General features: G+C 65.0%; 23 protein-coding genes, 1 tRNA gene and 1 pseudogene. 13 read left to right on the top strand and 12 right to left on the bottom strand.

Annotated features, from left to right (window positions below; translation table 11 throughout):
• The first annotated feature begins 21 nt into the window (after positions 1–21).
• Both ACOEQ1_RS17600 and ACOEQ1_RS17595 read left to right on the top strand, forming a co-directional pair.
• Complete coding sequence (locus tag ACOEQ1_RS17600; RefSeq protein ID WP_419760521.1) at positions 22–849, top strand: sugar phosphate isomerase/epimerase family protein; 828 nt, start codon at positions 22–24, stop codon at positions 847–849.
• A 14-nt stretch (positions 850–863) separates the two neighbouring features.
• Positions 864–2,030, top strand: coding sequence for a Gfo/Idh/MocA family protein (locus ACOEQ1_RS17595; protein ID WP_419760520.1), 1,167 nt, complete (start codon positions 864–866; stop codon positions 2,028–2,030).
• A gap of 21 nt (positions 2,031–2,051) precedes the next feature.
• Here ACOEQ1_RS17595 and ACOEQ1_RS17590 read toward each other — a convergent pair whose 3' ends face one another.
• The 11 genes from ACOEQ1_RS17590 to ACOEQ1_RS17540 all read right to left on the bottom strand — a co-directional run bounded on the left by ACOEQ1_RS17590 (position 2,052) and on the right by ACOEQ1_RS17540 (position 13,494).
• Positions 2,052–2,351, bottom strand: coding sequence for a putative quinol monooxygenase (locus ACOEQ1_RS17590; protein WP_419760519.1), 300 nt, complete (start codon positions 2,349–2,351; stop codon positions 2,052–2,054).
• Positions 2,352–2,404: 53 nt separating this feature from the next.
• Positions 2,405–2,983 (bottom strand): cytochrome b, encoded by a 579-nt coding sequence (locus tag ACOEQ1_RS17585; protein WP_419760518.1) that lies wholly within the window; start codon positions 2,981–2,983, stop codon positions 2,405–2,407.
• Positions 2,984–3,045: 62 nt separating this feature from the next.
• On the bottom strand, positions 3,046–3,918 hold the full coding sequence (gene aguB, locus ACOEQ1_RS17580; RefSeq protein ID WP_419760517.1) for an N-carbamoylputrescine amidase: 873 nt from the start codon (positions 3,916–3,918) through the stop codon (positions 3,046–3,048).
• Positions 3,854–4,789 carry a heme-dependent oxidative N-demethylase family protein gene (locus ACOEQ1_RS17575; RefSeq protein WP_419760516.1) on the bottom strand — a complete coding sequence of 312 codons (936 nt, stop codon included), beginning with the start codon at positions 4,787–4,789 and terminating at the stop codon, positions 3,854–3,856. Before ACOEQ1_RS17575 ends, aguB begins: the two co-directional genes overlap by 65 nt.
• Entirely contained in the window at positions 4,782–5,783 is a 1,002-nt protein-coding gene (locus ACOEQ1_RS17570) for an ABC transporter ATP-binding protein (RefSeq protein ID WP_419760515.1), read from the bottom strand. The genes ACOEQ1_RS17575 and ACOEQ1_RS17570 overlap by 8 nt, the downstream gene beginning before the upstream one ends.
• Positions 5,780–6,841, bottom strand: coding sequence for an ABC transporter ATP-binding protein (locus ACOEQ1_RS17565; protein ID WP_419760514.1), 1,062 nt, complete (start codon positions 6,839–6,841; stop codon positions 5,780–5,782). Before ACOEQ1_RS17565 ends, ACOEQ1_RS17570 begins: the two co-directional genes overlap by 4 nt.
• On the bottom strand, positions 6,831–7,805 hold the full coding sequence (locus tag ACOEQ1_RS17560; protein ID WP_419760513.1) for an ABC transporter permease: 975 nt from the start codon (positions 7,803–7,805) through the stop codon (positions 6,831–6,833). Before ACOEQ1_RS17560 ends, ACOEQ1_RS17565 begins: the two co-directional genes overlap by 11 nt.
• A gap of 6 nt (positions 7,806–7,811) precedes the next feature.
• Positions 7,812–8,840, bottom strand: a complete 1,029-nt coding sequence (locus ACOEQ1_RS17555) for an ABC transporter permease (RefSeq protein WP_419760734.1) — start codon at positions 8,838–8,840, stop codon at positions 7,812–7,814.
• A 201-nt stretch (positions 8,841–9,041) separates the two neighbouring features.
• Positions 9,042–10,712 carry an ABC transporter substrate-binding protein gene (locus ACOEQ1_RS17550; RefSeq protein ID WP_419760512.1) on the bottom strand — a complete coding sequence of 557 codons (1,671 nt, stop codon included), beginning with the start codon at positions 10,710–10,712 and terminating at the stop codon, positions 9,042–9,044.
• 181 nt (positions 10,713–10,893) lie between these two features.
• Positions 10,894–12,567: an ABC transporter substrate-binding protein gene (locus ACOEQ1_RS17545; protein ID WP_419760511.1), complete on the bottom strand. Its 1,674-nt coding sequence runs from the start codon at positions 12,565–12,567 to the stop codon at positions 10,894–10,896.
• A gap of 42 nt (positions 12,568–12,609) precedes the next feature.
• Positions 12,610–13,494 carry a proline iminopeptidase-family hydrolase gene (locus ACOEQ1_RS17540; RefSeq protein ID WP_419760510.1) on the bottom strand — a complete coding sequence of 295 codons (885 nt, stop codon included), beginning with the start codon at positions 13,492–13,494 and terminating at the stop codon, positions 12,610–12,612.
• A gap of 185 nt (positions 13,495–13,679) precedes the next feature.
• Between ACOEQ1_RS17540 and ACOEQ1_RS17535 the strand changes: the two genes are divergently transcribed.
• From ACOEQ1_RS17535 to ACOEQ1_RS17485, 11 genes and pseudogenes are all read left to right on the top strand, one after another.
• Positions 13,680–14,627, top strand: a complete 948-nt coding sequence (locus ACOEQ1_RS17535) for an aldo/keto reductase (protein ID WP_419760509.1) — start codon at positions 13,680–13,682, stop codon at positions 14,625–14,627.
• Between the two features lie 136 nt (positions 14,628–14,763).
• Positions 14,764–16,173 carry a signal recognition particle protein gene (ffh, locus tag ACOEQ1_RS17530; protein ID WP_419760508.1) on the top strand — a complete coding sequence of 470 codons (1,410 nt, stop codon included), beginning with the start codon at positions 14,764–14,766 and terminating at the stop codon, positions 16,171–16,173.
• Between the two features lie 36 nt (positions 16,174–16,209).
• Positions 16,210–16,551 (top strand): 30S ribosomal protein S16, encoded by a 342-nt coding sequence (gene rpsP / locus ACOEQ1_RS17525; RefSeq protein WP_419760507.1) that lies wholly within the window; start codon positions 16,210–16,212, stop codon positions 16,549–16,551.
• Positions 16,552–16,563: 12 nt separating this feature from the next.
• A complete protein-coding gene (gene rimM, locus ACOEQ1_RS17520) occupies positions 16,564–17,121 on the top strand; it encodes a ribosome maturation factor RimM (protein ID WP_419760506.1) in 558 nt (185 codons plus the stop codon).
• Positions 17,118–17,879, top strand: coding sequence for a tRNA (guanosine(37)-N1)-methyltransferase TrmD (gene trmD / locus ACOEQ1_RS17515; protein WP_419760505.1), 762 nt, complete (start codon positions 17,118–17,120; stop codon positions 17,877–17,879). Before rimM ends, trmD begins: the two co-directional genes overlap by 4 nt.
• A gap of 25 nt (positions 17,880–17,904) precedes the next feature.
• Positions 17,905–18,342: a 50S ribosomal protein L19 gene (gene rplS / locus ACOEQ1_RS17510; protein ID WP_419760504.1), complete on the top strand. Its 438-nt coding sequence runs from the start codon at positions 17,905–17,907 to the stop codon at positions 18,340–18,342.
• Positions 18,343–18,498: 156 nt separating this feature from the next.
• Positions 18,499–19,910 (top strand): annotated as a pseudogene (gene leuC / locus ACOEQ1_RS17505) (3-isopropylmalate dehydratase large subunit).
• Positions 19,910–20,527: a 3-isopropylmalate dehydratase small subunit gene (gene leuD / locus ACOEQ1_RS17500; protein ID WP_419760503.1), complete on the top strand. Its 618-nt coding sequence runs from the start codon at positions 19,910–19,912 to the stop codon at positions 20,525–20,527. The pseudogene leuC and the gene leuD overlap by 1 nt, the downstream one beginning before the upstream one ends.
• Before the next feature lie 23 nt (positions 20,528–20,550).
• Positions 20,551–21,663, top strand: coding sequence for a 3-isopropylmalate dehydrogenase (leuB, locus tag ACOEQ1_RS17495; protein ID WP_419760502.1), 1,113 nt, complete (start codon positions 20,551–20,553; stop codon positions 21,661–21,663).
• Positions 21,664–21,744: 81 nt separating this feature from the next.
• Positions 21,745–21,821 (top strand) — tRNA-Arg (locus tag ACOEQ1_RS17490).
• Between the two features lie 266 nt (positions 21,822–22,087).
• A complete protein-coding gene (locus tag ACOEQ1_RS17485) occupies positions 22,088–22,819 on the top strand; it encodes a CatB-related O-acetyltransferase (protein ID WP_419760501.1) in 732 nt (243 codons plus the stop codon).
• 41 nt (positions 22,820–22,860) lie between these two features.
• On the opposite strand, the gene ACOEQ1_RS17480 is transcribed toward ACOEQ1_RS17485, so the two are convergent.
• Positions 22,861–24,006 (bottom strand): polysaccharide pyruvyl transferase family protein, encoded by a 1,146-nt coding sequence (locus ACOEQ1_RS17480; protein WP_419760500.1) that lies wholly within the window; start codon positions 24,004–24,006, stop codon positions 22,861–22,863.
• Between the last annotated feature and the right edge of the window lie 30 nt (positions 24,007–24,036).

Raw genomic sequence — 24,036 nt, 5'->3', positions numbered from 1 at the left:
TGGGGGAAATCAATGGCCGCAATGAGCGAGAAACTCGCCTATCACGCAAACTGCTGGGGACCGCTGGGCGGACATCCGGTCGGTGTCACCTCGGTCAAGGACCTGTTCTACGTGACCTTCGGCGACATGCGTCGCGCCTTCGCCGACATCGCCGCCGCCGGATATCAGGCGGTCGAGGTGTTCGACGGCAATCTGCTGGAGCACGCCGGCGACATCGGCCAATTCCGCCGCCTGTTGTCCGATCATGGTCTGTCCCTGCTCTCCGTCTATAGCGGCGGCAACTTCATCTATCCCGACATTCTGGACGACGAGTTCTGGCGGATCGAAAAGGCGGCTGCTTTGGCGGCCGAAGCGGGCGCGGTGCATCTCGTCGTCGGCGGCGGTGCGAAACGCGCCGGCGGCGTGCGGGACGGCGACTACGAGCGGCTTGGCGCGGCGCTCGACCGGGTGGCGGATGTCGCCGCAAAACATGGTCTCTCCGCGCATTACCATCCGCATCTCACGACGATGGCCGAAACGCCGGACGAGATACGCCACGTGTTCGCCCATACGCGAATCGGCTTCTGCCCCGACACGGCGCATCTGGCGGCCGCTGGCGGCGACCCGGCGGCGCTGATCGAGGAGCACTACGACCGCGTCACCTACGTGCATCTGAAGGGCTGGCAGCGCGACCCCTTCGCGTTCACCCCGATCGATCGCGGCGATCTCGATCTACGGCCGACGCTCGAGGTTCTGGATGCGCGCGGGTTCGACGGCTGGATTGCGGTCGAGCTGGACTTCTGGCCCGATCCGCTGGACGGCGCCCGCGCCAGCCGCGCCTGGCTCCAGCAACATTCCAAAGTCTCCTGAAGAGGATCACGCTCATGCAGCGTCTCAATGTCGGCATGATTGGCGGCGGCTTCATGGGGAAAGCCCATGCCCTGGCCTATGCCGCGATGCCGATGTTCTTCTGGCCAGCGCCCGCCATTCCCGTGCGGCACACGATCGCCGATGTCAGCGATGAGCTGGCGACGGACGCCGCCAACCGGCTCGGTTTCGCCAAGGGCGTTTCCGACTGGCGTCGCGTCATCGACGACCCCGAGATCCACATCGTCGATATCGTGACACCCAACAACAGCCACGCGGAGATCGCCATCGCCGCCGCGCAGGCCGGGAAGCATATCATCTGCGAGAAGCCACTGGCGCGGACGGCGACCGAGGCGAAGACTATGCTGGATGCAGTGGAAGCCGCCGGCGTCATCCACATGGTCGCCTTCAACTATCGCCATACTCCCGCGGTGGCGCTCGCGCGAAAGATCATCGAGGACGGACGTATCGGCACCGTCCTCAACTTCCGTGGCACCTACCTGCAGGATTGGTCCGCCGATCCTGCAGGCCCGCTGTCCTGGCGGTTCCAGAAGAAGATCGCGGGCTCCGGCGCGGTCGGCGACATCGCAACGCACGTCATCGACATGGCCCGCTACCTCGTGGGCGAGATCGCTGCCGTCAACGCCGTCACGCGCACCTACATCACCGAACGCCCGATGCAGAACAGCGCTACCGACAAGCTGGGCGCCGCAACAAGGCTCTCGGGAGTTCCGACCGCGCCCGTCGATGTCGACGACGAGGTGATCACGCTCCTCCGCTTCGAGGATGGAGCCGTCGGTTCACTGGAGGCGACGCGCAACGCCTATGGCCGCAACAACTACCTGACCTTCGAGATCCACGGCAGCACGGGTTCGATCGTCTTCAACTACGAGCGGCGAGACGAGCTGCAGGTGATGTTCGCCGAGGACCCGGCCGATCTCCGCGGGTTCCGTACGATCTATACGGGGCCGGCGCATCCGCATGGTGAGGGCCTATGGCCGATCCCGGCACTCGGCATCGGCTACGGCGAGACCAAGATCATCGAGTGCCATCTGTTCATGAAGGCGATCGCGGAGGGGCGGCAGCCATCCCCGAACTTCCGCGACGGCTACCTCAACGAACTGGTGGCCGATGCGATCCTGCATTCGGCCGACGCGCACGCCTGGGTCGACATCCAAGGCTGAACCACCGGGCGTGGTGAAAGGTCAGGCGTCCTGCAATAGGTAGACGTCCGCCTGGGCCATGATGTGCGTGACCTTCTCACGGAACTCGTTGAGCGCGGCGCCCTCGTTATGGGCGTCGAGCGCCGCCTGATCCTGCCATTTCTCGATCACGACCACGGCGTCGGCGCCGAATTTGGCCGGGGAGTGATCGAGGTCGATCACCGCCTGATACTCGATGCAGCCGGGCTCCCTGTGGACGGCGGGCACGATCGACTTGAAGGCCGCGAGCAAGGCGGCGCGGTGGCCCATCTTGGCGGTGAGAACTGCGACGATATGAATCATGGTGCGTCCCTCGGTGCTGGTGGCCGCACCTTCTCCCGGGACATCGTCGCTGTCTACCGCGCCGACCACCGGGGCAGCATGCGTTGCAGCACGTGATCGTGCAGGATGTAGCGATGCGCCAGAGCGATCGCCGCATGTCCACCCGCCAGTATTATTATGATCCAGGCGACCTTGTCGTGCAGGTAGGCGATTTCGTGATGGGCGGTCTTGCCGATGACGAGCGGGGACGGGATGCCGAAAAGCCCGAAGAACCCGATTGGTCCCTCGGCCCAGCGGAACAGGAAGCCGAGCACGATCTGGACCGCGAGCAAGCCATAGAGGCCGTAATGCACGGCCAGCGCTGCGACATGCTGCAAACCGCCGACTACGGGCGCCACCCGGCGGGCGCCCGTGTTGCGCCAGACCAGCCGCACCAGAAATACGGCGGCGAGCATCAGCCCGAGCGAAATATGGATCGACTGCATGCCGTGGCGCAGCGGCGTGCCGCGCGGCAGGAAGCCCCAGGTCTCGGCCAAGGCAAACAGCGTGACCACCAGCAGCGCCGTGATCCAGTGCAGCGACATCGCCAGCCCGTCATACCCGACGGGAAGTCCGGCCGCCTCCCGAGAGGCTTTAACATCGACAGTCGCCATCGGTGTCTCCTGAACCGCACCCGGAACGTGGGGGCCGGCCCTCGACCGGCAAGGTGGGAGGCTTACTCTCGTCCGTCGAGCGTCAGCAGGCTGCGGTAGAGGTCGGGCCGCCTGTCCCGGAACAGGCCCCAGCCAGCGCGCAGCCGGGCAATTGCATCCAGATCGAAAGTTGCGGTGAGGACCGCCTCGGTTACGAGGTCGGCCTCGGCCAGAATTTCCCCGGTCGGGCCGGTGATGAAGGAACTGCCCCAGAAGCTCTTGGAGGTGCCCTGGCGGCCCTCTTCCACGCCGATGCGGTTGGCGGCGATGACCGGCATGATATTGGCCGCCGCATGACCCTGCATCACGCGCCGCCAATGAGCGATCTGGTCCGCAGCCGCTTCGTCCGGCGCGCAGCCGATGGTCGACGGATAGAGCAGGATCTCCGCGCCTTTCAACGCCATGATGCGCGCCGTCTCCGGGAACCACTGGTCCCAGCCGATGCCGACGCCGATGCGTCCCACCGCCGTGTCCCAGGCGCGGAATCCGCTATCGCCCGGCGAGAAGTAGAACTTCTCGGAAAAGCCGGGCTCGTCCGGGATGTGGCTTTTCCGGTAAGTGCCGAGCATGGCGCCGTCGGCGTCGATGACCACGACGCTGCTGTAAAAGGCAGGTCCCGACCGCTCGAAGAAGCTGACCGGCAACACCACGCCGAGTTCGCGCGCCAGATCGGCGAACCGGGAGAGCAGCGGGTGGTTCTGAAAAGGCGCGGCCAGATCGAAGAAGGACACCAGCTGGTCCTGGCAGAAGTAGGGGGCCGCGAACAACTGGCTCAGCACGATCAGGCGGGCGCCGCGCCCATGCGCCTCCCGCACCAGCCGCTCCGCCCGGTCAAGATTGGCCGGAAGTTCCCAGGATGCACTCATCTGCGTCGCCGCAACCGTCACCTCGCGCATCGGCCTTCCCCGTCGTTTTGCGATCGAGATAGCCTAGCAGAGCCGCCCGGAAGGGCATGAGGCTTTTGTAGCGTTCCATCTCTACCGGGACGCCGCGCACGGCGGCGGCCAGCCTGCCAGCCTCGCCCGGCACGGCGACAACCTCGGCCAGCGGCGTCACATGCGTGCGGATACCGAAGACCACCACGCCGCTCTCCGGCAGCAGGCGGAAGGTCTGCCGCTCCACCCGCAGCCACAGCGCCTCACCGGCATTCTCGGGTGTGATGCCGGGGTCGAACTCGCCGCGTCCGTGGCCGGTCGGCTGGAACAGGGTCGGGTCTTCATGGACCGACCAGTTGTAGCGCACCGCGAGCCGGCCGGGCTTGATCGCGCCCATGAAGCGATCCACCGGCCGGCCGAGCGTCTCGGCATAGGTCGGCACCGGCTTATGGATCGCCAGCAGCGGGCGGCCGATCTTCTCCGCAAGCCGCCAACGGCTGGGAAAGCAGAGGATGGCAGCGATCAGAACCGGCCCCTCGGGCCCGGGGCGGAGGAGGCAGAAATCCTCGGCCACCCAGGCGCAGATCGTCGCCAGCGGATGCTCCGCCGGATCGGTGTCCGGTGGCGCCCATCCGGGCCAGTGGGTAGTGAGGTGAGCCGCCAGCATGGCGCGAAGCTCGCCGCAGGCGGCCCCGGCGCCTGGCGTGTCGGCGAGGATATCGGCGCGACGCTTGGCCAGTAGCCGCACGCGCTCGGCGATCTGCGGGCGACTTTGGGCGTCACGCTCGAGCCAGGCCGCTTCGGGGATCGCGGTCAGGCCCAGCGCCATCCGCTGCGGACCAGCCTCGTAGGGCAGATGGAGAGCCGGCGGCGGGAGCACGTCGTCAAGCATGCCCAGCCGTCGCGCCCTCGAGCGGAAAATGGCAGGCGACGCTGTGCTGATCCTCCAGAGGCCGCAGCAGCGGCACCTCGACCTGGCACCGCAACTGCGCGATCGGGCAGCGCGTATGGAAGCGGCAGCCGGGCGGCGGGTTGGTCGGGCTTGGCGGCTCGCCGCGCAGGATCGTCCGCGCCTTGATGTTGCCCTGAGGGTCGGGCTCCGGCACCGCCGAGATGAGCGCCGCCGTGTAGGGGTGGGCCGGGCGGTGCAGCACCCGGTCGGTCTCGCCCAGTTCCACGATGCTGCCGAGATACATCACCGCCGTCCGGCTCGCGATCTGCCGCACCACGCTCAGGTCGTGGGCGATGAAGACGTAGGTGAGGCCGAGCTTCTGCTGCAGGTCCATGAACAGGTTGACGATCTGCGCCTGCACCGAGACATCCAGCGCCGAGACCGGCTCATCCGCGACGATCAGGCTCGGGGCCAGAGCGATGGCCCGCGCGATTCCGATGCGCTGGCGCTGGCCGCCCGAGAACTCGTGCGGGAAGCGCGTGAGGAACTCGGGGGCAAGGTTGACCAACTCCATCAGCTCCTGAAGCCGCCCCTGCACCTCCCGCTCGCTGCGCTTGCCGTGGACGCGCAGCGGATCCGCGATGAGGTCGCCTACGCGGCGGCGCGGGTTGAGCGAGGCATAGGGGTCCTGGAACACCATCTGCATGTCGGCGCGCAGCGGCCGCAGCTCGCGCTGGCTGAGCCGCGTGATGTCGCGCCCCTGGAAGACGATGCGCCCATCGTTCACCTCGTAGAGCCTCAGCAGGGTGCGGCCGAGGGTCGATTTGCCGCAGCCGGATTCCCCGACAAGGCCGACGGTTTCGCCGGGGAAGACATCGAGCGAGACATTCGTCAGCGCCTGGACCTGCTGGATGCCGCCGGCGCGGAAGCGGCTGCCGACCTGGAAGGTCTTCGTCACACCCGTCGCCTGCAACATGGGCTGCTGCCCGCTCATGCGGCGGCGCCTTTCGCCTGGATCGCCCGCTCGCGGGGCCAGTCGGGCAACCCGTTCTCGGCGAGGTAGCAGGAGGCCTCCTGCTCGCCATTGCGGAACAGCGGCGGCCGCGTGCCGCAGGGCTCGTAGCGGAACTCGCAACGCGGCTGAAAGGGGCAGCCGGCGGGACGGCCCATGGGCGTCGGCGGGCTGCCGGGGATCGAAGGCAGCCGATGCGGCCTCACCCCATGCATCGGCGGAATGGAGTTGAGGAGGCCGAGCGTGTAGGGATGGCTCGGCTGGGCCAGCACCGGCCCCTTCGGCCCGCGCTCGGCGATGATACCCGCATACATGACCATCACGCGGTCGGAGACCGTCGCCACCACGCCCATGTCGTGAGTGATGAGAATGACCGACGAGCCGAAATCGCGCCGCAGCCGCTGGATGAGTTCGAGGATCTGCGCCTGCACGGTCACGTCCAGCGCCGTCGTCGGCTCGTCGGCGATGAGCAGCGACGGGTTGCAGGACAATGCCATGGCGATCATCGCGCGCTGGCGCATGCCGCCCGAAAGCTGATGCGGGTAACGCTGCGCCGCGCGCGCCGGAGCGGGAATGCCCATCTCGCCGAGCAGTTCGACCGCGCGCGCCCGCGCCGCCTTGTGCGAGAGCCTCTGATGCGCGCGCAACTGCTCCTCGATCTGCCAGCCGATGGTGTAGACCGGCGTCATCGCCGTCATCGGGTCCTGGAAGATCATCGCGATCTCGCGCCCGCGCAGATCGCGCATCTCGCGAGCGTTCAGTTCGAGAAGGTTCCGGCCCTTGTAGGTGATCGTCCCGGTGATGATCGCGTTGGGGTCCGTGATGAGCCGCATGACGGCAAGCGAGGTCATGCTTTTGCCCGAGCCGGATTCTCCGACGATGCTGAGGATCTCGCGTTGCCCGACCGTAAAGGAGACGTTCTCCAGAATCCGGATGGTGCCGCGTTCCGACCGGAAGGAAACGCAGAGGTCGCGCACGTCGAGCAGCGTGTCGGTCGTGGTTGCGCCGCCTGTGGCGGAAGCGGGAGTTTCAGCGGGCATCGCGCACCCTCGGGTCAAGCCAGGCGTAAGCGATGTCGACGATCGCGTTGGCGACGACGACGAAGAACGATGAATACATGACTGTCGCCATGATGAAGGGCAGGTCGAGGTTCTGCAGCGCCTCATAGGTCAGACGGCCGACGCCCGGCAGGTCGAACACCACCTCCGTCAACAGCGCGCCACCGCCGACAAGCGCACCGAAATCGAGCCCGAACATCGAGACGAAGGTGATGAGCGAGGTGCGGAGCGCATGGCGGAACATGATCCGGGATTCCGACAGGCCCTTGGCGCGCGCGGTGCGGATGAAGTCCTCCTGGTAGGCCTCGACGAGGTTGGCGCGCAGCACACGGCCGTAAAGCCCGATGTAGAGAATGGCGAGTACGACCCAGGGGATCACCAGGCTCTTGAACCACAGCCACGGGTTCTGGGTGAGCGGCGTGTAGCCAAGCCCGGGCACCCAGTGAAACAGCCAGGTGTCGTGGAAGCGCGATTGGGTGATGAGGTTCGCGACCGAGCCCACCCAGAAGACCGGCATGGATACGCCGACGAGGCCGAGCAGCATCAAGCCACGGTCGATGACGGTGCCGCGCGTGGCCGCCGCGGTCACGCCGACCCAGATGCCGAAGATCACCCAGATGATGGCGGCGCCGAGAACGAGCGAGAGCGTCACCGGCGTCGCCTCGATGACCGCCGGAATGACCTTCTGACCGCGATTGACGAAGGAGGTGAGGTCCCGCGAGATGAACAGCTTCTCCATCACCTTGAGGTATTGGATCGGCAAGGGCTGATCGAGGCCGAAGGAATGGCGCACCTGGGCGAGCGTCTCGGGCGTCGCGTTGCGGCCGGCGATGCGCGCCGCCGGATCGGAGCCCGGGGTCGCGAAGAAGATCAGGAACACGACGATGCTGATGCCGAGCATGACGAAGATCATTTCGGCGAGCCGGCGAAGGGTGGGAAGCAGCATTGTGCCTCAGCCCTTCCGCACGCGCAGCTTGGCGCGCGGATCGAAGGCGTCGCGCACGCCGTCCCCCAGGAAGTTCAGCGCCAGCACGGTGACGATGATGGCAAGGCCGGGCGCGATCGCCACCATCGGCTGTGTGTAGAGCAGGTCCTCGCCGTCCTGGATGATGGTGCCCCAGCTTGCCGCCGGCGGCTGCACGCCGATCGACAGGAACGACAGCGCGGACTCGGTCAGCATGTTGAGCGCCATCATGAGGGGGGCAAAAACAATCAGCGTGGTCGTCACGTTGGGCAGGATGTCCCGCAGCAGAACGCGGCCCGCGGGCACGCCGAGGCAGCGGGCGGCGAGCACGAAGTCGCTGCGGCTGAGCGACAGCACCTGTCCGCGGATCGGGCGCGCGACATAAGGCACATAGACAATGCCGATGATGGCGATCGGGATGAGCAGGCTGTTCGATGGGATGTTGATCGGCCCGATCTGCAGCCCCTTGGCGATCAGCACGATCGAAAGCGAGATCGCGAGCAGATAGATCGGAAACGCCCAGAGCACGTCGAGCAGTCGCGCGAGCACGATGTCCACCCAGCCGCCAAGGAAGCCGGCGACCGTGCCGACAATGGCCGCGAGCACGAGGCAGATGACCGTCGCGACAAAGGAGATGAGCAGCGAGTTGCGGCCGCCATAGAGCATGCGGGCCATGACGTCGCGCCCCTGGTCGTCGGCGCCGAGAAAATATTTGCTGTGCCAGGTCGGCCCGATAGGCGTCACGCCGAGGCCGAGGCCCGCGGTGTCGGCCTGCATGATGTCGAGCGTGTTCGGCCCGATGGTGATCTGGCCGTCGAGATTGGATTGGAACGGGTCGCTTTGCGACATGTGGGTGGCATACCAGGGTGCCGCGATGCAGGCGAGAATGATGAGGACGAGCACCACGACGGCGGTCATTGCCGTGCGGTCCCGCCGCAGCTTGCGCAGGCCGGCCTGCCAGGGACCTTCCGCAGGGGCAGCACGCGAAGCCGTCGTCGCCGGATCAGGTTCGCCCATGCCGCCACCGGAGAGGTCGGCCGGGGCCAGGGTATCGATCGCCTGATCAGACATCGCGCATGGCCATCCTGGTGCAAGAGAGTGTTGATGAGATCATTCGTATTGGGCCTCAAAACGGCCGGCGGTGGAGGGCGACGCCGCCGCTCCACCTTCTGCTATCCGCCCGAACCGGGCGTCGTCATGACAAGTCGCCGTCAGAACCTACTGAACCCAAACCTGAGAGAAAATCATCTTGAACTGGTCGCTGAAGGTGTAGTTGCCGAGGCGTGCCGATACGAAGTCGAGGTTTTTCGGCGTGAACATGGTGACCCAGGGCGCCTGGTCGGTCAGCTCATGGTCGAGCACCGCCCATTCGGTTGCCGCCGCCGCCGGATCGGTCACCGCCGTCACCAGGTTCTTCTGGATCTGCGCGTCGATGCTCTTGTCGCAGAAGCCGGAGATGTTGATCGAGGCGTCGGAACCCGGATGGAAGGAGCCGCAGCTCAGCAGCACGTTGATGAAGTCAGAGGCCGCGGGATAGTCCTGATACCACTGGCTGACGCTGATCTGGACGTTGTTCTTGGTGTTCTGGATGTAGGTGAACTGGATGTTCGCCGAGATCACCTTCAACGTGGCCTGGAAGCCGAGCCCGTTCAGCACGCTGACGAGATAGGTTCCGAGCTGCGGATCGACGTTCTGGTCGTCGGCAATGACCGTGACCTTCTGGCCGGCCTGCCCGGAGGACGCCATGAGCGACTTGGCCTTGGCCATGTCGGGCGCCGTCCACTTCGTGCCCGGGTTCATCGTGTACGGGCAGTAGGGCTTGTAGCCGGGGAAGCCGGGCGGCAGCACCTGGCAGTTCGGCACGGCGAGCCGCGGCCCACCATAGATGTTGACCGCGGACCGGCGATTGAAGGCGTAGTTCACCGCGAGCCGCGCATCCTTGTTGTTGAAGGGCGCCATGTTGACGTTCATCGGCGCGTAGAAAATCGCGAACAGCGGCTCGATATGAATCTGGTTCGGGTATTTCTTGCTCATCTCCACCAGGCGGTCCGCCGGCGGGCTGTCGAACATCCAATCCTGCTCGCCATTCTCGATGGCAGAGACTTCGTCCTCGGGCTTCGTGCCGAAGGTGTAATCGATCTCATCGGCGTAGCCCGCAGGCTGCGCCGTCTCGCTCCACTGCTTGAAATACGGGTTCCGCTTCAGGATCATTTCCTTCTGCGGGTCGTTGGTGACGATCATATAGGGGCCGGTGGCCGGGGCCGGGGTGGTGCCGAGGTCCTTGGCCGGGGTGCTTGCCGGCACAATGTCGCCGAACGGCACGGCCAGCTTGTCGAAGAACTCGGAGTCCGGCTGCTTCAGGTGGAAGGTCACGGTATTGGCCGCATCGTCGGCGACAACGCCACCGGCGAGGGTGCAGGTCGCCGGCGTCTTGAGGCACGCGTCGGAGCCCACGATCACGTTGTACCAGGAAGCCGCGTTCGGGCTGCTGACCTTGAACAGCCGCTGATACGTTGCGACGACATCCTCGGGCGTCACATCCTTGCCGGTCGAGAACTTGATGCCCTTCCGCAGCGTGAAGACGTAGGTCTTGCCGCCATCTTCCGGTTTCGGGACCTCGGTCGCGAGGTCCGCGACGATCGAGTTGGAAGCGGCACCCTTGGTGTGATCGAAGGCGACGAGGCCGTCATTCGTGACGAAGAGGACCTGCCAAAACTCCGCTGTATAGTTGATGCCGGGGTCCACCGTGCCCGCGGCCGAAGTCGAGGTCAGTTTCAGCGTGCCGCCCATGTGGTCGGCCGCCAGTGCCGCGCCCGGCTGCGCGAGGGCAAGGCCGGTCGTCGCCAGCAGCGCCACGGCAGAGGATTGAAGCCATCGTTTCAAGGTCATGGTCGTCTCTCCGGTCTTTTCGGTCGCGGGTTTCAGGCGTGGTCTCTCCGCATCGAGAAATTCGGCGACGGCCGCGAGGCACGCCCCCTTTCCACGAGATGCGGCATGTGGCTGGATTGCTCGAAGATGTTCCAGCGTACATTCGGGACGCAACGGGCGCGCAGAGGATCGCGTTTCAATCCTACTGCACCCAAACCTTGCTGAAGATCATGTGGAACTGGTCGCTGTACACATAGTTCCCGAGCCGCGCCGAGACGAAGTCCAGCTGCTTTGGCGTGAACATGGTGACCCAGGGGGCCTGGTCGGTCAGTTCATGGTCGAGAACCGCCCATTCGGCATTCGCCGCTGCGGGATCGGTGACCGCGGTCACCAGATTTTTCTGGATCTGCGCGTCGATGCTCTTGTCGCAGAAGCCGGAGATGTTGATCGAGGCGTCGGAACCCGGATGGAAGGAGCCGCAGCTCAGCAGCACGTTGATGAAGTCAGAGGGGGCAGGATAGTCCTGATACCAGTCGGTCACGCTGATCTGGACGTTGTTCTTGGTGTTCTGGATGTAGGTGAACTGGATGTTCCCCGAGATCACCTTCAGCGTCGCCTGGAAGCCGAGCCCGTTGAGAACGCTGGTAAGGTAGGTGCCCAGCTGCGACAGACTGCTGCGGTCGCTGGCGATGACAGTCACCTTCTGACCCGCCTGACCGGACGCCGCCATCAGCGCCTTCGCCTTGGCCATGTCAGGCGCCGTCCAGGTCGTGCCAGGGTTTTTCGTGTAGGGGCAGTAGGCCTTGTAGCCGGGGAAGCCGGGCGGCAGCACCTGGCAGTTCGGCACGGCCAGCCGCGGCCCACCATAGATGTTGACCGCGGAGCGGCGGTTGAAGGCGTAGTTCACCGCGAGCCGCGCATCCTTGTTGTTGAAGGGCGCCATGTTGACGTTCATCGGCGCATAGAAAATCGCGAACAGCGGCTCGATATGGATCAGCTTCGCGTATCGCTGGCTCATCTGGCCAAGGCGGTCGGTCGGCGGATTGTCGAACATGAAGTCCTGCTCGCCATTCTCGACGGCCGAGACCTCATCCTCGGGGGTCAGGCCAAAGCTGTAGTCGATCTCGTCGACATGCCCGGCCGGCTGGGCCTCGGCACTCCATTGTTTGAAATCGGGGTTTCGCTTCAGGATCATGTCCTTCTGCGGATCGTAGCTGGTGATCATGTAGGGGCCGGTGGCCGGGGCCGGCACGGTGCCAAGGTCCTTGGCCGGGGTGTCGGCCGGAAGAATGTCGGCGAAGGGCACGGCCAGCTTGTCGAAGAATTCGGCGTCGGGCTGGGCAAGGTGGAAGGTGACCGTATAGGCCTTGTCGTCCGCCACCACGCCGCCCGCCAGCGCGCATGTCGCGGGCGTCTTGAGGCATGCGTCGGAGCCCACGATCACGTTGTACCAGGAAGCGGCGTTCGGGCTGCTGATCTTGAACAGGCGCTGGAAGGTTGCCACGACATCGTCCGGCGTCACCTCCTTTCCATTCGAGAACTTGATGCCGCGACGCAGCTGGAACACGTAGGTCTTGCCCCCATCCTCGGGCTTCGGCACCGCCGTCGCAAGATCGGGCACGATCGTGTTCGAGGCGGCGCCCGAAGTGTGGTCGAAGGCCAGCAGGCCGTCGTTGGTGACGAAGAGGACCTGCCAGAACTGCACAGTATAGTTGATGCCCGGGTCATCCGTGCCGGTGGCGGTCGCGGAGGTCAGCTTGAGCGTGCCGCCCGTATGGTCCGCCGCCTGAGCCGTGCCAGGCGTGCCGAACGCTGCGAGACCCGTCGCGGCCAGCAGCGCCATGGCGGATGTCTGGAGCCATCGTCGCAGGGTCATGGTCGTCTCTCCTGTCAGCTTCAATCGAGGGTTCACTGGCAATCAGCCGGCATCGAGAAATTCGGCGACGGCTGCGAGGCACGCCTCCTTTTCCTCGACATGCGGCATGTGGCTGGATTGCTCGAAGATTTTCCAGCGCACATCTGGGATATGATCGGCGTAGGGCTGCACGCAGAGCGGCGTCGCCTCATCGAAATGGCCGGAAACGAGCAGCGTCGGAACAGTAATGGCGTGCAGCCGGCTCTCGATCGTCCAGTCCTTCATCGTGCCGATGACATGGAACTCGGTCGGGCCGTTCATCGTCCGATAGACGGTCGGGTCGTCGATCATGGCCTGATCCGTCCGCAGAACCTCGTCCGGTTTCGGCACCAGCCGGCAGACATGACGCCGCTCGTAGACCTTCGCCGCATCGAAGTATTCCTGGTCGAAGGTACCTGCGTCTTCGTGACGCTGCAAAACCTCCTGGATGTCGGGCGGCAGATCGCGGCGCAGTCGGTTCGCTTCCGCGACCCAGGTTTTGAACGAAGCCGGCGAGTCGGCGATGACGAGGCGGCGCAATCCGGCGGGCTGGCGCACGGCATGTTCGGCGGCGAGCATGCCGCCCCATGACTGGCCGACGATGTCGTAGCGCCCGGCGATACCGAGGTGGTTCAGAAGCCGGTCGAGTTCGTCGAGGAACAGCGACACGGTCCAGAACTCGGCGCCCTTGTCCCGCAGATGGGTGGAGCGGCCATTGCCGATCTGGTCATAGTGGATGACGGCGCGGCCTGTTGCCGCGAGGTCCTTGAAGCTATCGACGTAGTCGTGGGTGCAACCGGGCCCGCCATGCAGCACGACAAGAGGAGGCTTGGCGGCGGTCACATCACCGGTAATCTTGTACCAGGTGCGGCCGAACGCGCCCTCGACGTAGCCTTCGGTACAAGCCATGAGCCCTCTATTCATCCGCGACGCCTAAGACCACGATTGGTGCAAGACCTGTTCCACAAGCTGCTAGGCTCTGGCAAGTCGGGTATCTTCGAAAAGACGGTCGCGGCCGGTTGTCCCAGCCCGCTGCAAAAGACGAAGTTCGACGCCATCTGCCGAACAGCAATTCTCGAAAGGTCGCGCGATCCATGGAACAGAGACAGCTCGGCCTATCCGAGATCGTCGTCCCGCCGCTCGTTTTCGGCGGCAACGTCTTCGACTGGTCAGCCGACAAGGCGACCTCTTTCAAGCTGCTCGACGCGCTGGTCGAGGCCGGACTCACCGCCATCGACACCGCCGATGTGTATTCGAGGTGGGCGCCCGGCCATCAGGGCGGCGAGTCTGAAACGGTCATCGGCGAGTGGCTGGCCTCCCGCGGCGGCCGGGACAAGGTCGTCATCATGACCAAGGTCGGCATGGACATGCCCGAGGGCGGCGGGCTCTCCGCCGCCTGGATCAAGACCTCGGTTGATCACTCGCTGAAGCGGCTGCAGACGGACGTGATCGACCTCTACCAGTCCCACAAGGATGACGAGAAGACGCCGCTGGAGGAGACGCTCGGCGCTTATGCCGACCTCATCAAGGCTGGCAAGGTGCGGGCGATCGGCGCTTCCAACTACACGGCGCCGCGCCTGAAGGAGGCTTTGGCCGTGAGCGACGCGCATGGCCTGCCCCGCTACGTTTCGCTGCAGCCGCACTACAACCTGGTGGAGCGGCCGCTGTTCGAGGATGGGCTGGAGGCCGTCTGTGTTTCGGAAAAGCTGGGCGTGATCCCCTACTTCTCGCTGGCGGCGGGGTTTCTCAGCGGCAAGTACCGGTCCGAGGCCGATCTCGGCAAGAGCGCGCAGCGCGGCCAGGGCGTGGCGAAGTATCTGACCGGCCGGGGCCCCAAGGTGCTGGCGGCGCTGGATACCGTGGCGGCGGAGACGCGAACGACACCCGCTCAGGTGGCGCTGGCTTGGCTGATCGCACGGCCCTCGATCACGGCGCCCATCGCGAGCGCCTCGCGGATGGAGCAGATGGACGATCTGGTGAAGGCATGCTCGTTGAGCCTGTCGCATGCGCAGCTCGCGGAGCTGGACTCCGCAAGCGCGTAAGCTCCGGCGCCCGCGGACCTGCGTTCGCGGGCGAACCTTCTTGACTCCCGACAACCCTCGGCGCAGAAGCCGCCTCCTCTGATCCGTCGCTCCGCGAGTGTTCGCGCAGCGGCGCGATATCGTTTTGGAAGCCCGGATGTTCGAAAGCCTCTCCAACCGCCTCTCCTCGACCTTCGATCGCCTCCGTGGCCGCGGAGCGCTGACCGAGACCGAAGTGCTGGAAGCCATGCGCGAAGTGCGGCTGGCATTGCTGGAGGCCGACGTCGCGCTGCCGGTGGTGAAGGAGTTCGTCACCAAGGTCCGCGACCGCGCCGTGGGCGCGGAGGTGACGCGCTCCGTCGCGCCCGGCCAGCAGGTCGTCAAGATCGTCAACGACGTGCTCATCGAGAGCCTCGGCGGCGAAGGTGCCGTTCCGCTCAACCTCAACGTTCCCGCCCCTGTTCCCATCCTCATGGTCGGGCTCCAGGGCTCCGGCAAGACCACCACCGCCGGCAAGATCGGCCTCATGCTGCGGACGAAGGAACGCCGCCGCATCCTGCTCGCCAGCCTCGATACACAGCGCCCGGCGGCGCAGTTGCAGCTCGCCCAACTCGCGGAACGCGCGGGCGTCAGCAGCCTGCCCATCGTCCAGGGCCAGACGCCGGTGCAGATCGCGCATCGCGCCATGGAAACCGGACGGCGCGAAGGCTTCGACATCGTCATCCTCGATACCGCCGGCCGCCTCTCGATCGACGAAGTCCTCATGGACGAGGTCCGCGAAATCCGCGACGCGACCAACCCCGCCGAGACGCTGCTCGTCGTCGACGCGATGACCGGCCAGGACGCGGTGAACACCGCCCGCGCCTTCAACGACGCGCTCGGCGTGACCGGCATCGTCATGACCCGCATGGATGGCGATGCGCGCGGGGGCGCCGCACTCTCGATGCGCTTCATCACCGGGGCGCCCATCAAGCTCACCGGCTCGGGCGAGAAGCTGGACGCGCTGGAGCCCTTTCATCCGGAGCGGGTCGCCGGCCGCATCCTCGGCATGGGCGACATCGTCGGCCTCGTCGAGCGCGCCTCCGAGACGATCGACCGCGAGGACGCCGAGAAGCTCGCGGCCAAGATGGCCAAGGGTAAGTTCGACCTCGAGGACTATGCCTCGCAGCTTCGCCAGATCACCAAGATGGGCAGCCTGTCGGGGATCATGGGCATGCTGCCGGGCATGGGGAAGATCAAGGACCAGCTGGCAGGCGCGAACCTCGACAACACGGTGCTCAAGCGTCAGGCGGCCATCATCGGCTCGATGACGGTGAAGGAGCGGCGCGACCCCGACATCATCAAGGCGAGCCGCAAGAAGCGCATTGCCTCCGGATCGGGCGTCACGGTGCAAGAGGTCAATCAGCTGCTCAAGCAGTTCGACCAGATGACCACGATGATGAAGCGCATGAACAAGATGGGCCAGAAGGGCATGATGCGTGGCGGCCTCGCCTCGCTGATGGGCCAGATGGGCGGCCCCGGCGGCGGCGGCAGACCGGGCGGACCCGGCGGCCGGCGGCCCTTTTAACGTATTTCCAACAGACACGACGGAGACCAGCAGACCATGTCTTTGAAGATCAGGCTTGCCCGCGCCGGCGCCCACAAGCGCCCGTTCTACCACATCGTGATCGCGGACAGCCGCAGCCCCCGCGACGGCCGTTTCATCGAGAAGGTCGGCAGCTACAACCCGATGCTGCCGCAGGAACATGCCGACCGCATCCGCCTCGAGAACGAGCGCATCACCCATTGGCTGAACCATGGCGCGGTGGCGACCGACCGCGTCGCCCGCTTCCTCGGCCATGCCGGTCTGGCGCCGATGCCCGCCTATCGCGAGCAGCCCGTGCAGTCCCTGCCGAAGAAGAAGGCGCAGGAGCGCGCCAAAGCCAATGCGACCGCCACCGCCTGAAGCAGCTGACACTTGCCCGACGAGCGCATCCTGATGGGCGTGATCGGCCGGCCGCACGGCGTGCGGGGGCTGGTCCACGTCCAGAGTTTCACGGCCGATCCCGAAGCCCTCGCCGAGTATGGGGTGCTGGAGGACGAGCGCGGCCGGAAATTCACGCTGCACTGGCAGAGCGAGGGCATCGCCCGGATCGCCGAGCGCATCGGCGGTCGCGACGTGCCGCTAGCCGACCGCACCGCCGCCGAGGCGCTGACGAACACCCGCCTCTATGTGCCGCGCGCCGCGCTGCCCGCCGCCGAGGAGGATGAATACTACCTCACGGACCTCATCGGGCTGCGGGCGGAAAACGCGGCGGGCGAGGTGCTTGGGCATGTCGCCATCGTGCATGACTACGGGGCCGGGACGAGCCTTGAGATCGCCTTGGAGCGAGCCGGACCGGCGCTGATACTGCCATTCACCGCTCGCGCGGTGCCCGTGGTGGACGTGGCCGGCGGCCGGATCGTGGTCGACCCGCCGGAGACGACGGACGGCGAACCACAGGCGGGTGTAGAAGGCATGGAGGCGCGGCCATGACCTGGCACGCCACCATCCTCACCTTGTTTCCCGGCATGTTCCCGGGCCCGCTTGGCGCGTCGCTCGCCGGGCGGGCGCTGGAAGACGGGCTCTGGCGCCTCGACACGCATGACATCCGCGACCACGGCCTTGGCCGCCACCGCAACGTCGACGACACGCCGTTCGGCGGCGGCGCCGGCATGGTGATGCGCCCCGATGTGATTGCCACGGCCTTGGCTGCCGCACGCGCGCCCGAGGATACCCGGCCACTTATATATCTGACGCCGCGCGGCAAACTGCTGACCCAGGCGGACGCCGCCCGCTGGGCCGCCGGGCCGGGCCTCGTCCTGCTCTGCGGTCGCTACGAGGGACTGGATCAGCGCCTGATCGATGCCAGCGGCGCCGAGGAGATCAGTGTCGGCGATTACGTGCTCTCAGGCGGAGAGCCCGCGGCGCTGGTGCTGCTGGACGCCTGCCTGCGGCTGCTCCCCGGCGTGATGGGCGGGGTGGACTCCGCCAGCGAGGAGAGCTTCGCCGACGGGCTGCTCGAATATCCCCATTACACGCGCCCGGCCGAGTGGCAGGGCCGCACCGTGCCGCCGGTCCTGCTCTCCGGCGATCATGCCGCCATTCGCGCCTGGCGTCAGGCACAGGCCGAGGATGCCACGCGTCTGCGTCGCCCGGACCTCTGGGCCACCCATCTCTCCGCACGCATGGCTGGGCGTAGCACGCCCGGCGATCCGCGCGGATCTGTTGCAACGTCTTCGGCCGAACCGTAAAAGCCGCTTCACGAGAGGATTTCCCATGAACCTTATGCAAACCATCGAGGCCGAGCAGGTCGCTCGTCTCGTCGCCAATCGAGCGGTCCCGGAGTTCGAGGCTGGCGACACGCTGCGCGTCTCCGTCCGTGTGGTGGAGGGTGAGCGCACCCGGACCCAGGCCTTCGAGGGCGTTTGCATCGCGCGTTCGAACAAGGGCCTGAACAGCAACTTCACCGTCCGCAAGATCAGCTATGGCGAGGGCGTCGAGCGCGTGTTCCCGCTCTACGCGCCGAGCATCGCCGAAATCCTCGTCGTTCGCCGTGGCAAGGTGCGGCGCGCGAAGCTCTATTATCTGCGCGATCGCAGCGGCAAGTCGGCCCGTATCGCCGAGCGCCCGCGCGACCTGACGGCGGTCGAGACCAAAGGCCAGCCGGCTCCTGCTACGGCCCCCTCGGAAGAGGCCGGCGCCGAAGCGAACTGAGAACTTCACCGGCCTGCCGTTTCGGTAGGCCGGGTTTGACTTGAAGGTCCTGGCGGATAACGGCGCACTCACCCATCTTGGTCCGGCTGTGCCGTGTGGCGCAGCCGTTCCCCTCAGCCGGGACCGATCTTGGAACCGTTCTCTGGGAGAGCCATGATGTCTGCCATCCGCGCGCGCACGCTGTTCGACAAGATCTGGGACGATCATGTCGTCGAGCGGCTCGAGGATGAGACCTGCCTCCTCTACATCGACCGCCACCTCGTCCATGAGGTGACCAGCCCGCAGGCTTTCGAGGGTCTGCGCGCCTCTGGCCGCCGCGTGCGTGCGCCCAGGCGACCATCGCCGTCGTCGACCACAACGTTCCGACCAGCGACCGCCGCAACGGCATCAAGGAGCCGGAAAGCCGCCTTCAGGTCGAGACGCTGGAGGAGAACGTCGCCGAGTTCGGCGTGCCCTTCTTCCCGGTGCTCGATGCGCGCCAGGGCATCGTCCATATCATCGGCCCGGAGCAGGGCATCAGCCTGCCCGGCATGACGATCGTCTGTGGCGATAGCCACACCTCCACCCACGGCGCGATGGGCGCGCTGGCCTTCGGCATCGGCACCTCCGAGGTCGAGCATGTGCTGGCGACGCAGACGCTGCTGCAGAAGCCGGCCAAGAACATGCTGGTCGAGGTCAACGGCACGCTGCCGCCGGGCTGCACGGCGAAGGACGTGGTGCTCGCAATCATCGGCCGCATCGGCACCGCGGGCGGCAACGGCCACGTCATCGAATATGCGGGCTCCGTGATCCGGGCGCTCGACATGGCGGGGCGCCTGACCGTCTGCAACATGTCGATCGAGGGCGGCGCACGCGCGGGCCTGATCGCTCCCGACGAAACGACGTTCGCCTACATCGAGGGCCGCCCCTATGCGCCGAAAGGCGAGGATTTCGACCGCGCCGTCGCCTACTGGAAGACGCTCCCCTCCGACCCTGGCGCGCATTACGACACCGTGGTCCGCATCGACGGCTCCGAGATCGCGCCGATGGTGACCTGGGGCACGAGCCCCGAGGCGGTGCTGCCCATCACCGGTTCGGTCCCCGATCCCGCCGATGTCGCCGACGAAGCCGCGCGCGGCCAGATGCAGCGGATGCTCGACTATATGGGCCTGACCGCCGGGACCAAGCTGACCGACATCCCCGTCGATGTCGTCTTTGTCGGCAGCTGCACCAACGCGCGCATCGAGGATCTCCGCGCTGCCGCCGCCGTCGCCCGGGGACGGCGCGTCGCCGACAACGTCCGCGCGCTCATCGTGCCCGGCTCCGGTCTCGTCAAGCTGCAGGCCGAGGCGGAAGGGTTGGCGCAGATCTTCCTCGACGCCGGCTTCGAGTGGCGCGAGCCCGGCTGCTCCATGTGTCTGGCCATGAACCCGGACAAGCTGATGCCCGGCCAGCGCTGCGCCAGCACCTCCAACCGCAACTTCGAGGGGCGGCAAGGCCAGGGCGGCCGCACGCATCTCGTCTCGCCCGCCATGGCCGCCGCCGCCGCCGTGACCGGGCGCCTCACCGACATCCGGGAGCTGGTGTGATGCGGGCCTTCACCGAACTGACGGCCATCGCGGCGCCACTGCCGCTCGCGAATGTCGACACCGACAAGATCATCCCGGCGCGGTTCCTCAAAACGATCAAACGCAGCGGCCTCGGCAAGTCGCTGTTCGCGGGGCTGCGCTATGACGACCAGGGTGGGGAGCGCCCGGAGTTCGTGCTCAACCGCGAGCCGTTCCGTGGGGCTGAGATCCTCGTGGCGCATGAAAACTTCGGCTGCGGGTCCTCGCGCGAACATGCGCCCTGGGCCTTGCTCGACTTCGGTATCCGTTGCGTCATCGCCCCCAGCTTCGCCGATATCTTCCACGGCAACTGCTTCAAGAACGGCATCCTCCCCATCGTGCTGCCGCGCGCCGTCTGCGATCAACTCATGGAAGACGCGCGCCTCGGCGCCAACGCCCGCATCACCGTCGATCTGGGGCGGCAAGTGGTCGTGCGACCGAGCGGCGAGGAGATCCCGTTCACGGTCGACCCTTTCCGCCGCCACATGCTGCTGAACGGCCTCGACGAGATCGGCCAGACCATGCAGCGCACCGCCGCCATCGATAGCTACGAGACGGCGCGGACCGCCAAACCGTGGCTGCCGTCGATCGCGGTCTGATTTCTCCGTAAGAGGCGATCATCATGCCTGCCAACAAGAAGCTGCTCATGCTGCCCGGCGACGGCATCGGCCCCGAAGTCATGGCCGAAGTCTCCACCGTCCTGGAGTGGCTCGACCGGAAGAACATCGCCAGCTTCGACATCGCGCAGGGGCTCGTCGGCGGGGCCGCGATCGACGCCGAGGATACTCCGATCACGCCGGAGACCGTGGCCCGCGCGAAAGCCAGCGACGCGGTGCTGTTCGGCGCCGTGGGCGGCCCGAAATGGGACAAGCTCGGCTTCGCCATGCGGCCGGAGATCGCCATCCTCACGCTGCGCCGCGAACTCGGGCTGTTTGCCAACCTGCGGCCGGCGACCGTGCTCGACCCGCTCATCGACGCGAGCACTCTCAAGCCGGATGTCGTGCGAGGGCTCGACATCATGATCGTGCGGGAGAGCACGGGCGGGATTTACTTCGGCGAGCCGCGTGGTGTGGAGACGCTGCCAGACGGCCAGCAGCGCGGCGTCAATACTGAGGTCTACACGACGAGCGAGATCGAGCGCGTGGCGCGGGTTGCCTTCGACCTCGCGCGTCAACGGCAGGGCCGGGTATGCAGCGTCGAGAAGGCTAACGTGATGGAGAGCGGGCTGCTCTGGCGGCAGGTGGTGACGGCGCTCGGCGCTAGAGACTATCCGGATGTCGTGCTGTCGCACATGTACGCCGACAACTGCGGCATGCAGCTCGTACGCAATCCGAGGCAGTTCGACGTGATCGTCACCGGCAACCTGTTCGGCGACCTGCTGTCCGATCTGGCTTCGATGCTGACCGGCAGCCTTGGGATGCTGCCCTCGGCGACACTCGGCGCGCCGGATGCGTCTGGGCGGCGCCTGGCGCTCTATGAGCCGATCCATGGGTCGGCGCCCGACATCGCCGGACAGGGTGTGGCGAACCCCCTCGCCCAGACGCTGAGCCTCGCGATGCTGCTCCGCTACTCCTTCGACATGAAGGAGGAGGCGGCGCTGATTGAGGGCGCCTGCCTCGCCACCTTGGAACGTGGGCTGCGCACGCCCGATATCATGCAGCCGGGCATGACGCGCGTGACGACCAAGGAGATGGGTGCGGCGGTCATGCGCGAGCTGGAGCGTCTGGCGGCCTGATCTGCGTGCGGTGAGGGTCCCGGCGCCGGAAGCGGGGGTTGCGGCCTTCCGCGCATTTCGCTACATCCCCGCCTCGGCGTTGCACCCGTAGCTCAATTGGATAGAGCACCAGACTACGAATCTGGGGGTTAGGAGTTCGAGTCTCTTCGGGTGCGCCAAACTGCCGATTTAGTGGTCCTCGGCAGGTCGGCCCGGTGGCGCCACTAATCCAGCGGATGCCGGCTGAGATCGGGGCGGAAAGCCTCGGACATCCTCATGCTCTCAACCACATTAGCACCGCGCTGATCGGTCGGCCTCGCGCGATCGCAGGCGATAGCACTCACTACCTTGTTGTTTAACACAGACGGTAGACAGCTCATGTTATGTTGCCGCGACACAAACATGATTGTTTGCGATCCTGAGGCAACTGACAAGGGTAAGAGACTTGACCTCACGCGATGAAGAACTCCGTCAGCTGAGCGAGGACTTGTTCAGAGCGAGAGTGTCACGCCACCTGTACATCAGCGAGAGCACGGTCGACAACTTTGTCGCAGAATTCGAAGGCGGAAACTTTGTCTATAGCTCCCATTTGTCGGGTGCGATCCGCATGGGCGTACATTCGTATGTTAACCCAGGATGTCGCTTGAGACACGTCAACGTCGGTCGATACTGTTCGATTGCTGATCGTGTCGTGCTCTCACCTGAACAGCACTCGATCCGGATGGTGTCGTCTCACCCGCACATGATCGTAAAAAGCTCTGCACCTGACACGAGCTTGAAGCATGCCGAGACAAAAGTGGGGCATGATGTTTGGCTCGGCGTTGGAGCCGTTGTCATGTCCGGCGTCACCATTGGCCACGGAGCCGTTGTCGGAGCCGCTTCAATCGTTACGAGTTCTGTCCCCCCCTATGCCGTGGTTGTCGGGAGCCCTGCCCGCGTAATCAGGTTGCGGTTTCCTGAGAAGATCGTCGAGCAACTGTTGTCTCTTGAGTGGTGGAATTACTCGATGAGCAACCTGAAGCCTATGGATCTGACGGACGTCGAAGCGTTCATTGAGCATATCCAAACTATGATTGCCCAGGGAGATCTAGCACCGCTGGTTATCCATCCAGCGCACTTGCGATACAGCGGCAAAGGGCGATTAGACAACTTCTCTTCGGTAGTGACTACCGGCTGACAAGTTCTCGAGGACCTGAACCTCATTTGACAAAATTGCCCTCAGGCCATTGCGGGCACTTCCGAGACACCGATGAATGCAAGTAGCTTCTCGCTCAGTTTTAGCTCGTTCTCCTCAAACAGCAGACAGTACTGCTTCGCCAGCCTGACACGGACTTCATCATAGCTCTCCAGAGCACCAAGGCATCGGTCAGCCAACTGCCCATAGGACGAAGCACGAAGGAAGGTTGGGAGAGCGATATGTGGAACGCTCAACGTTTCGGCCAGCTCTTTAGTCCGTTCATCATGAACGACAACGAGCCCCGGAACACGCCCTTGGATCGCCACGATATTCCCGTGCAGCCGCATCCCGACGGAGAAGTCATAAAGCCGCATTTCATCCAGCCAATGCTCTAGCGAAAAATACGCTCTGATCTTCTGTCTCGCGAATTCAAGTGGCGTCTGAGTTCCGTCCCAGCCAAAGCCTAGCCGCAAAGTCTCTTTATCCCTTTCACTGAAGCTCTCGTTCCTCGTCTTCCTAGCTAGTTCGATATAATCAAGCGGCGATTGAACGAACATCTTCGTGCTTGCAACCGTACCCTCAAGCTCCTTGAACTTTTCGATGACTGGCGCCTGATGGGCAACGTCCATCAACTCAAGATGGACCGCAACGTCGCCCACAGCCGGCCTGCTATGGAGCGTGTCCCTTCCCAGGTTCGGATCCAAGTTTATGAAGTTCGACGGGCATCCTATGATGCGAAAATTGTCTATACCGACGCTGGATAGATAACGCGCCGCCGATTGTCCACGAACCCCAAAACTTACGCTCTTTTCAGAGATAAGATGAAGAAAACGAAGTGTAGAGGGGTGAAGATCAAACTCAAGCGCTCCAACAGGACCCTGAACGCCGATGCTCACCGCCGAAACAGGCACTTGCAGCTGTTCGATACCTGCACATAGACGATCAAGATTGATATATGGATTGATCATGTTGGCGCAGACCAAAAAAGCGAAGTCAAAGTTTTCATTTACGTAGGCAGGATCGAAATCCCAGTCCATCCACTCCTTTTCCGCAACAAGGTGCCCATCAACCGCGTTGATAAACGCGAGGTTGCCGGTGTTGTTGCCCACCGCCTGGAACAAATCGAAAGCTTCTCTATCGTACACGTTCCCGATGATCGGAGCCTTCGAAATCACAGCAATCTTCATCGTAACCCCAAGCTCTAGGCATCTGTGAAA

It is taken from the genome of Acidisoma sp. (assembly GCF_965199065.1).
Lineage (GTDB): Bacteria > Pseudomonadota > Alphaproteobacteria > Acetobacterales > Acetobacteraceae > Acidisoma.
Note: the sequence above shows the minus strand (reverse complement) of the source record. Positions and strands in the feature narration are given on the sequence as shown.

Coding starts and splice junctions, on each gene's coding strand:
- aguB (WP_419760517.1), bottom strand. CDS start 3,918: ATGCGCGAGGTGACGGTTGCGGCGACGCAGATGAGTGCATCCTGGGAA.
- ACOEQ1_RS17600 (WP_419760521.1), top strand. CDS start 22: ATGAGCGAGAAACTCGCCTATCACGCAAACTGCTGGGGACCGCTGGGC.
- ACOEQ1_RS17540 (WP_419760510.1), bottom strand. CDS start 13,494: ATGGCTTGTACCGAAGGCTACGTCGAGGGCGCGTTCGGCCGCACCTGG.
- ACOEQ1_RS17545 (WP_419760511.1), bottom strand. CDS start 12,567: ATGACCCTGCGACGATGGCTCCAGACATCCGCCATGGCGCTGCTGGCC.
- ACOEQ1_RS17570 (WP_419760515.1), bottom strand. CDS start 5,783: ATGAGCGGGCAGCAGCCCATGTTGCAGGCGACGGGTGTGACGAAGACC.
- ACOEQ1_RS17585 (WP_419760518.1), bottom strand. CDS start 2,983: ATGGCGACTGTCGATGTTAAAGCCTCTCGGGAGGCGGCCGGACTTCCC.
- ACOEQ1_RS17565 (WP_419760514.1), bottom strand. CDS start 6,841: ATGCCCGCTGAAACTCCCGCTTCCGCCACAGGCGGCGCAACCACGACC.
- ACOEQ1_RS17595 (WP_419760520.1), top strand. CDS start 864: ATGCAGCGTCTCAATGTCGGCATGATTGGCGGCGGCTTCATGGGGAAA.
- ffh (WP_419760508.1), top strand. CDS start 14,764: ATGTTCGAAAGCCTCTCCAACCGCCTCTCCTCGACCTTCGATCGCCTC.
- leuD (WP_419760503.1), top strand. CDS start 19,910: ATGCGGGCCTTCACCGAACTGACGGCCATCGCGGCGCCACTGCCGCTC.
- rpsP (WP_419760507.1), top strand. CDS start 16,210: ATGTCTTTGAAGATCAGGCTTGCCCGCGCCGGCGCCCACAAGCGCCCG.
- leuB (WP_419760502.1), top strand. CDS start 20,551: ATGCCTGCCAACAAGAAGCTGCTCATGCTGCCCGGCGACGGCATCGGC.
- rplS (WP_419760504.1), top strand. CDS start 17,905: ATGAACCTTATGCAAACCATCGAGGCCGAGCAGGTCGCTCGTCTCGTC.
- ACOEQ1_RS17560 (WP_419760513.1), bottom strand. CDS start 7,805: ATGCTGCTTCCCACCCTTCGCCGGCTCGCCGAAATGATCTTCGTCATG.
- ACOEQ1_RS17575 (WP_419760516.1), bottom strand. CDS start 4,789: ATGCTTGACGACGTGCTCCCGCCGCCGGCTCTCCATCTGCCCTACGAG.
- ACOEQ1_RS17535 (WP_419760509.1), top strand. CDS start 13,680: ATGGAACAGAGACAGCTCGGCCTATCCGAGATCGTCGTCCCGCCGCTC.
- ACOEQ1_RS17480 (WP_419760500.1), bottom strand. CDS start 24,006: ATGAAGATTGCTGTGATTTCGAAGGCTCCGATCATCGGGAACGTGTAC.
- ACOEQ1_RS17555 (WP_419760734.1), bottom strand. CDS start 8,840: ATGGGCGAACCTGATCCGGCGACGACGGCTTCGCGTGCTGCCCCTGCG.
- trmD (WP_419760505.1), top strand. CDS start 17,118: ATGACCTGGCACGCCACCATCCTCACCTTGTTTCCCGGCATGTTCCCG.
- ACOEQ1_RS17590 (WP_419760519.1), bottom strand. CDS start 2,351: ATGATTCATATCGTCGCAGTTCTCACCGCCAAGATGGGCCACCGCGCC.
- ACOEQ1_RS17550 (WP_419760512.1), bottom strand. CDS start 10,712: ATGACCTTGAAACGATGGCTTCAATCCTCTGCCGTGGCGCTGCTGGCG.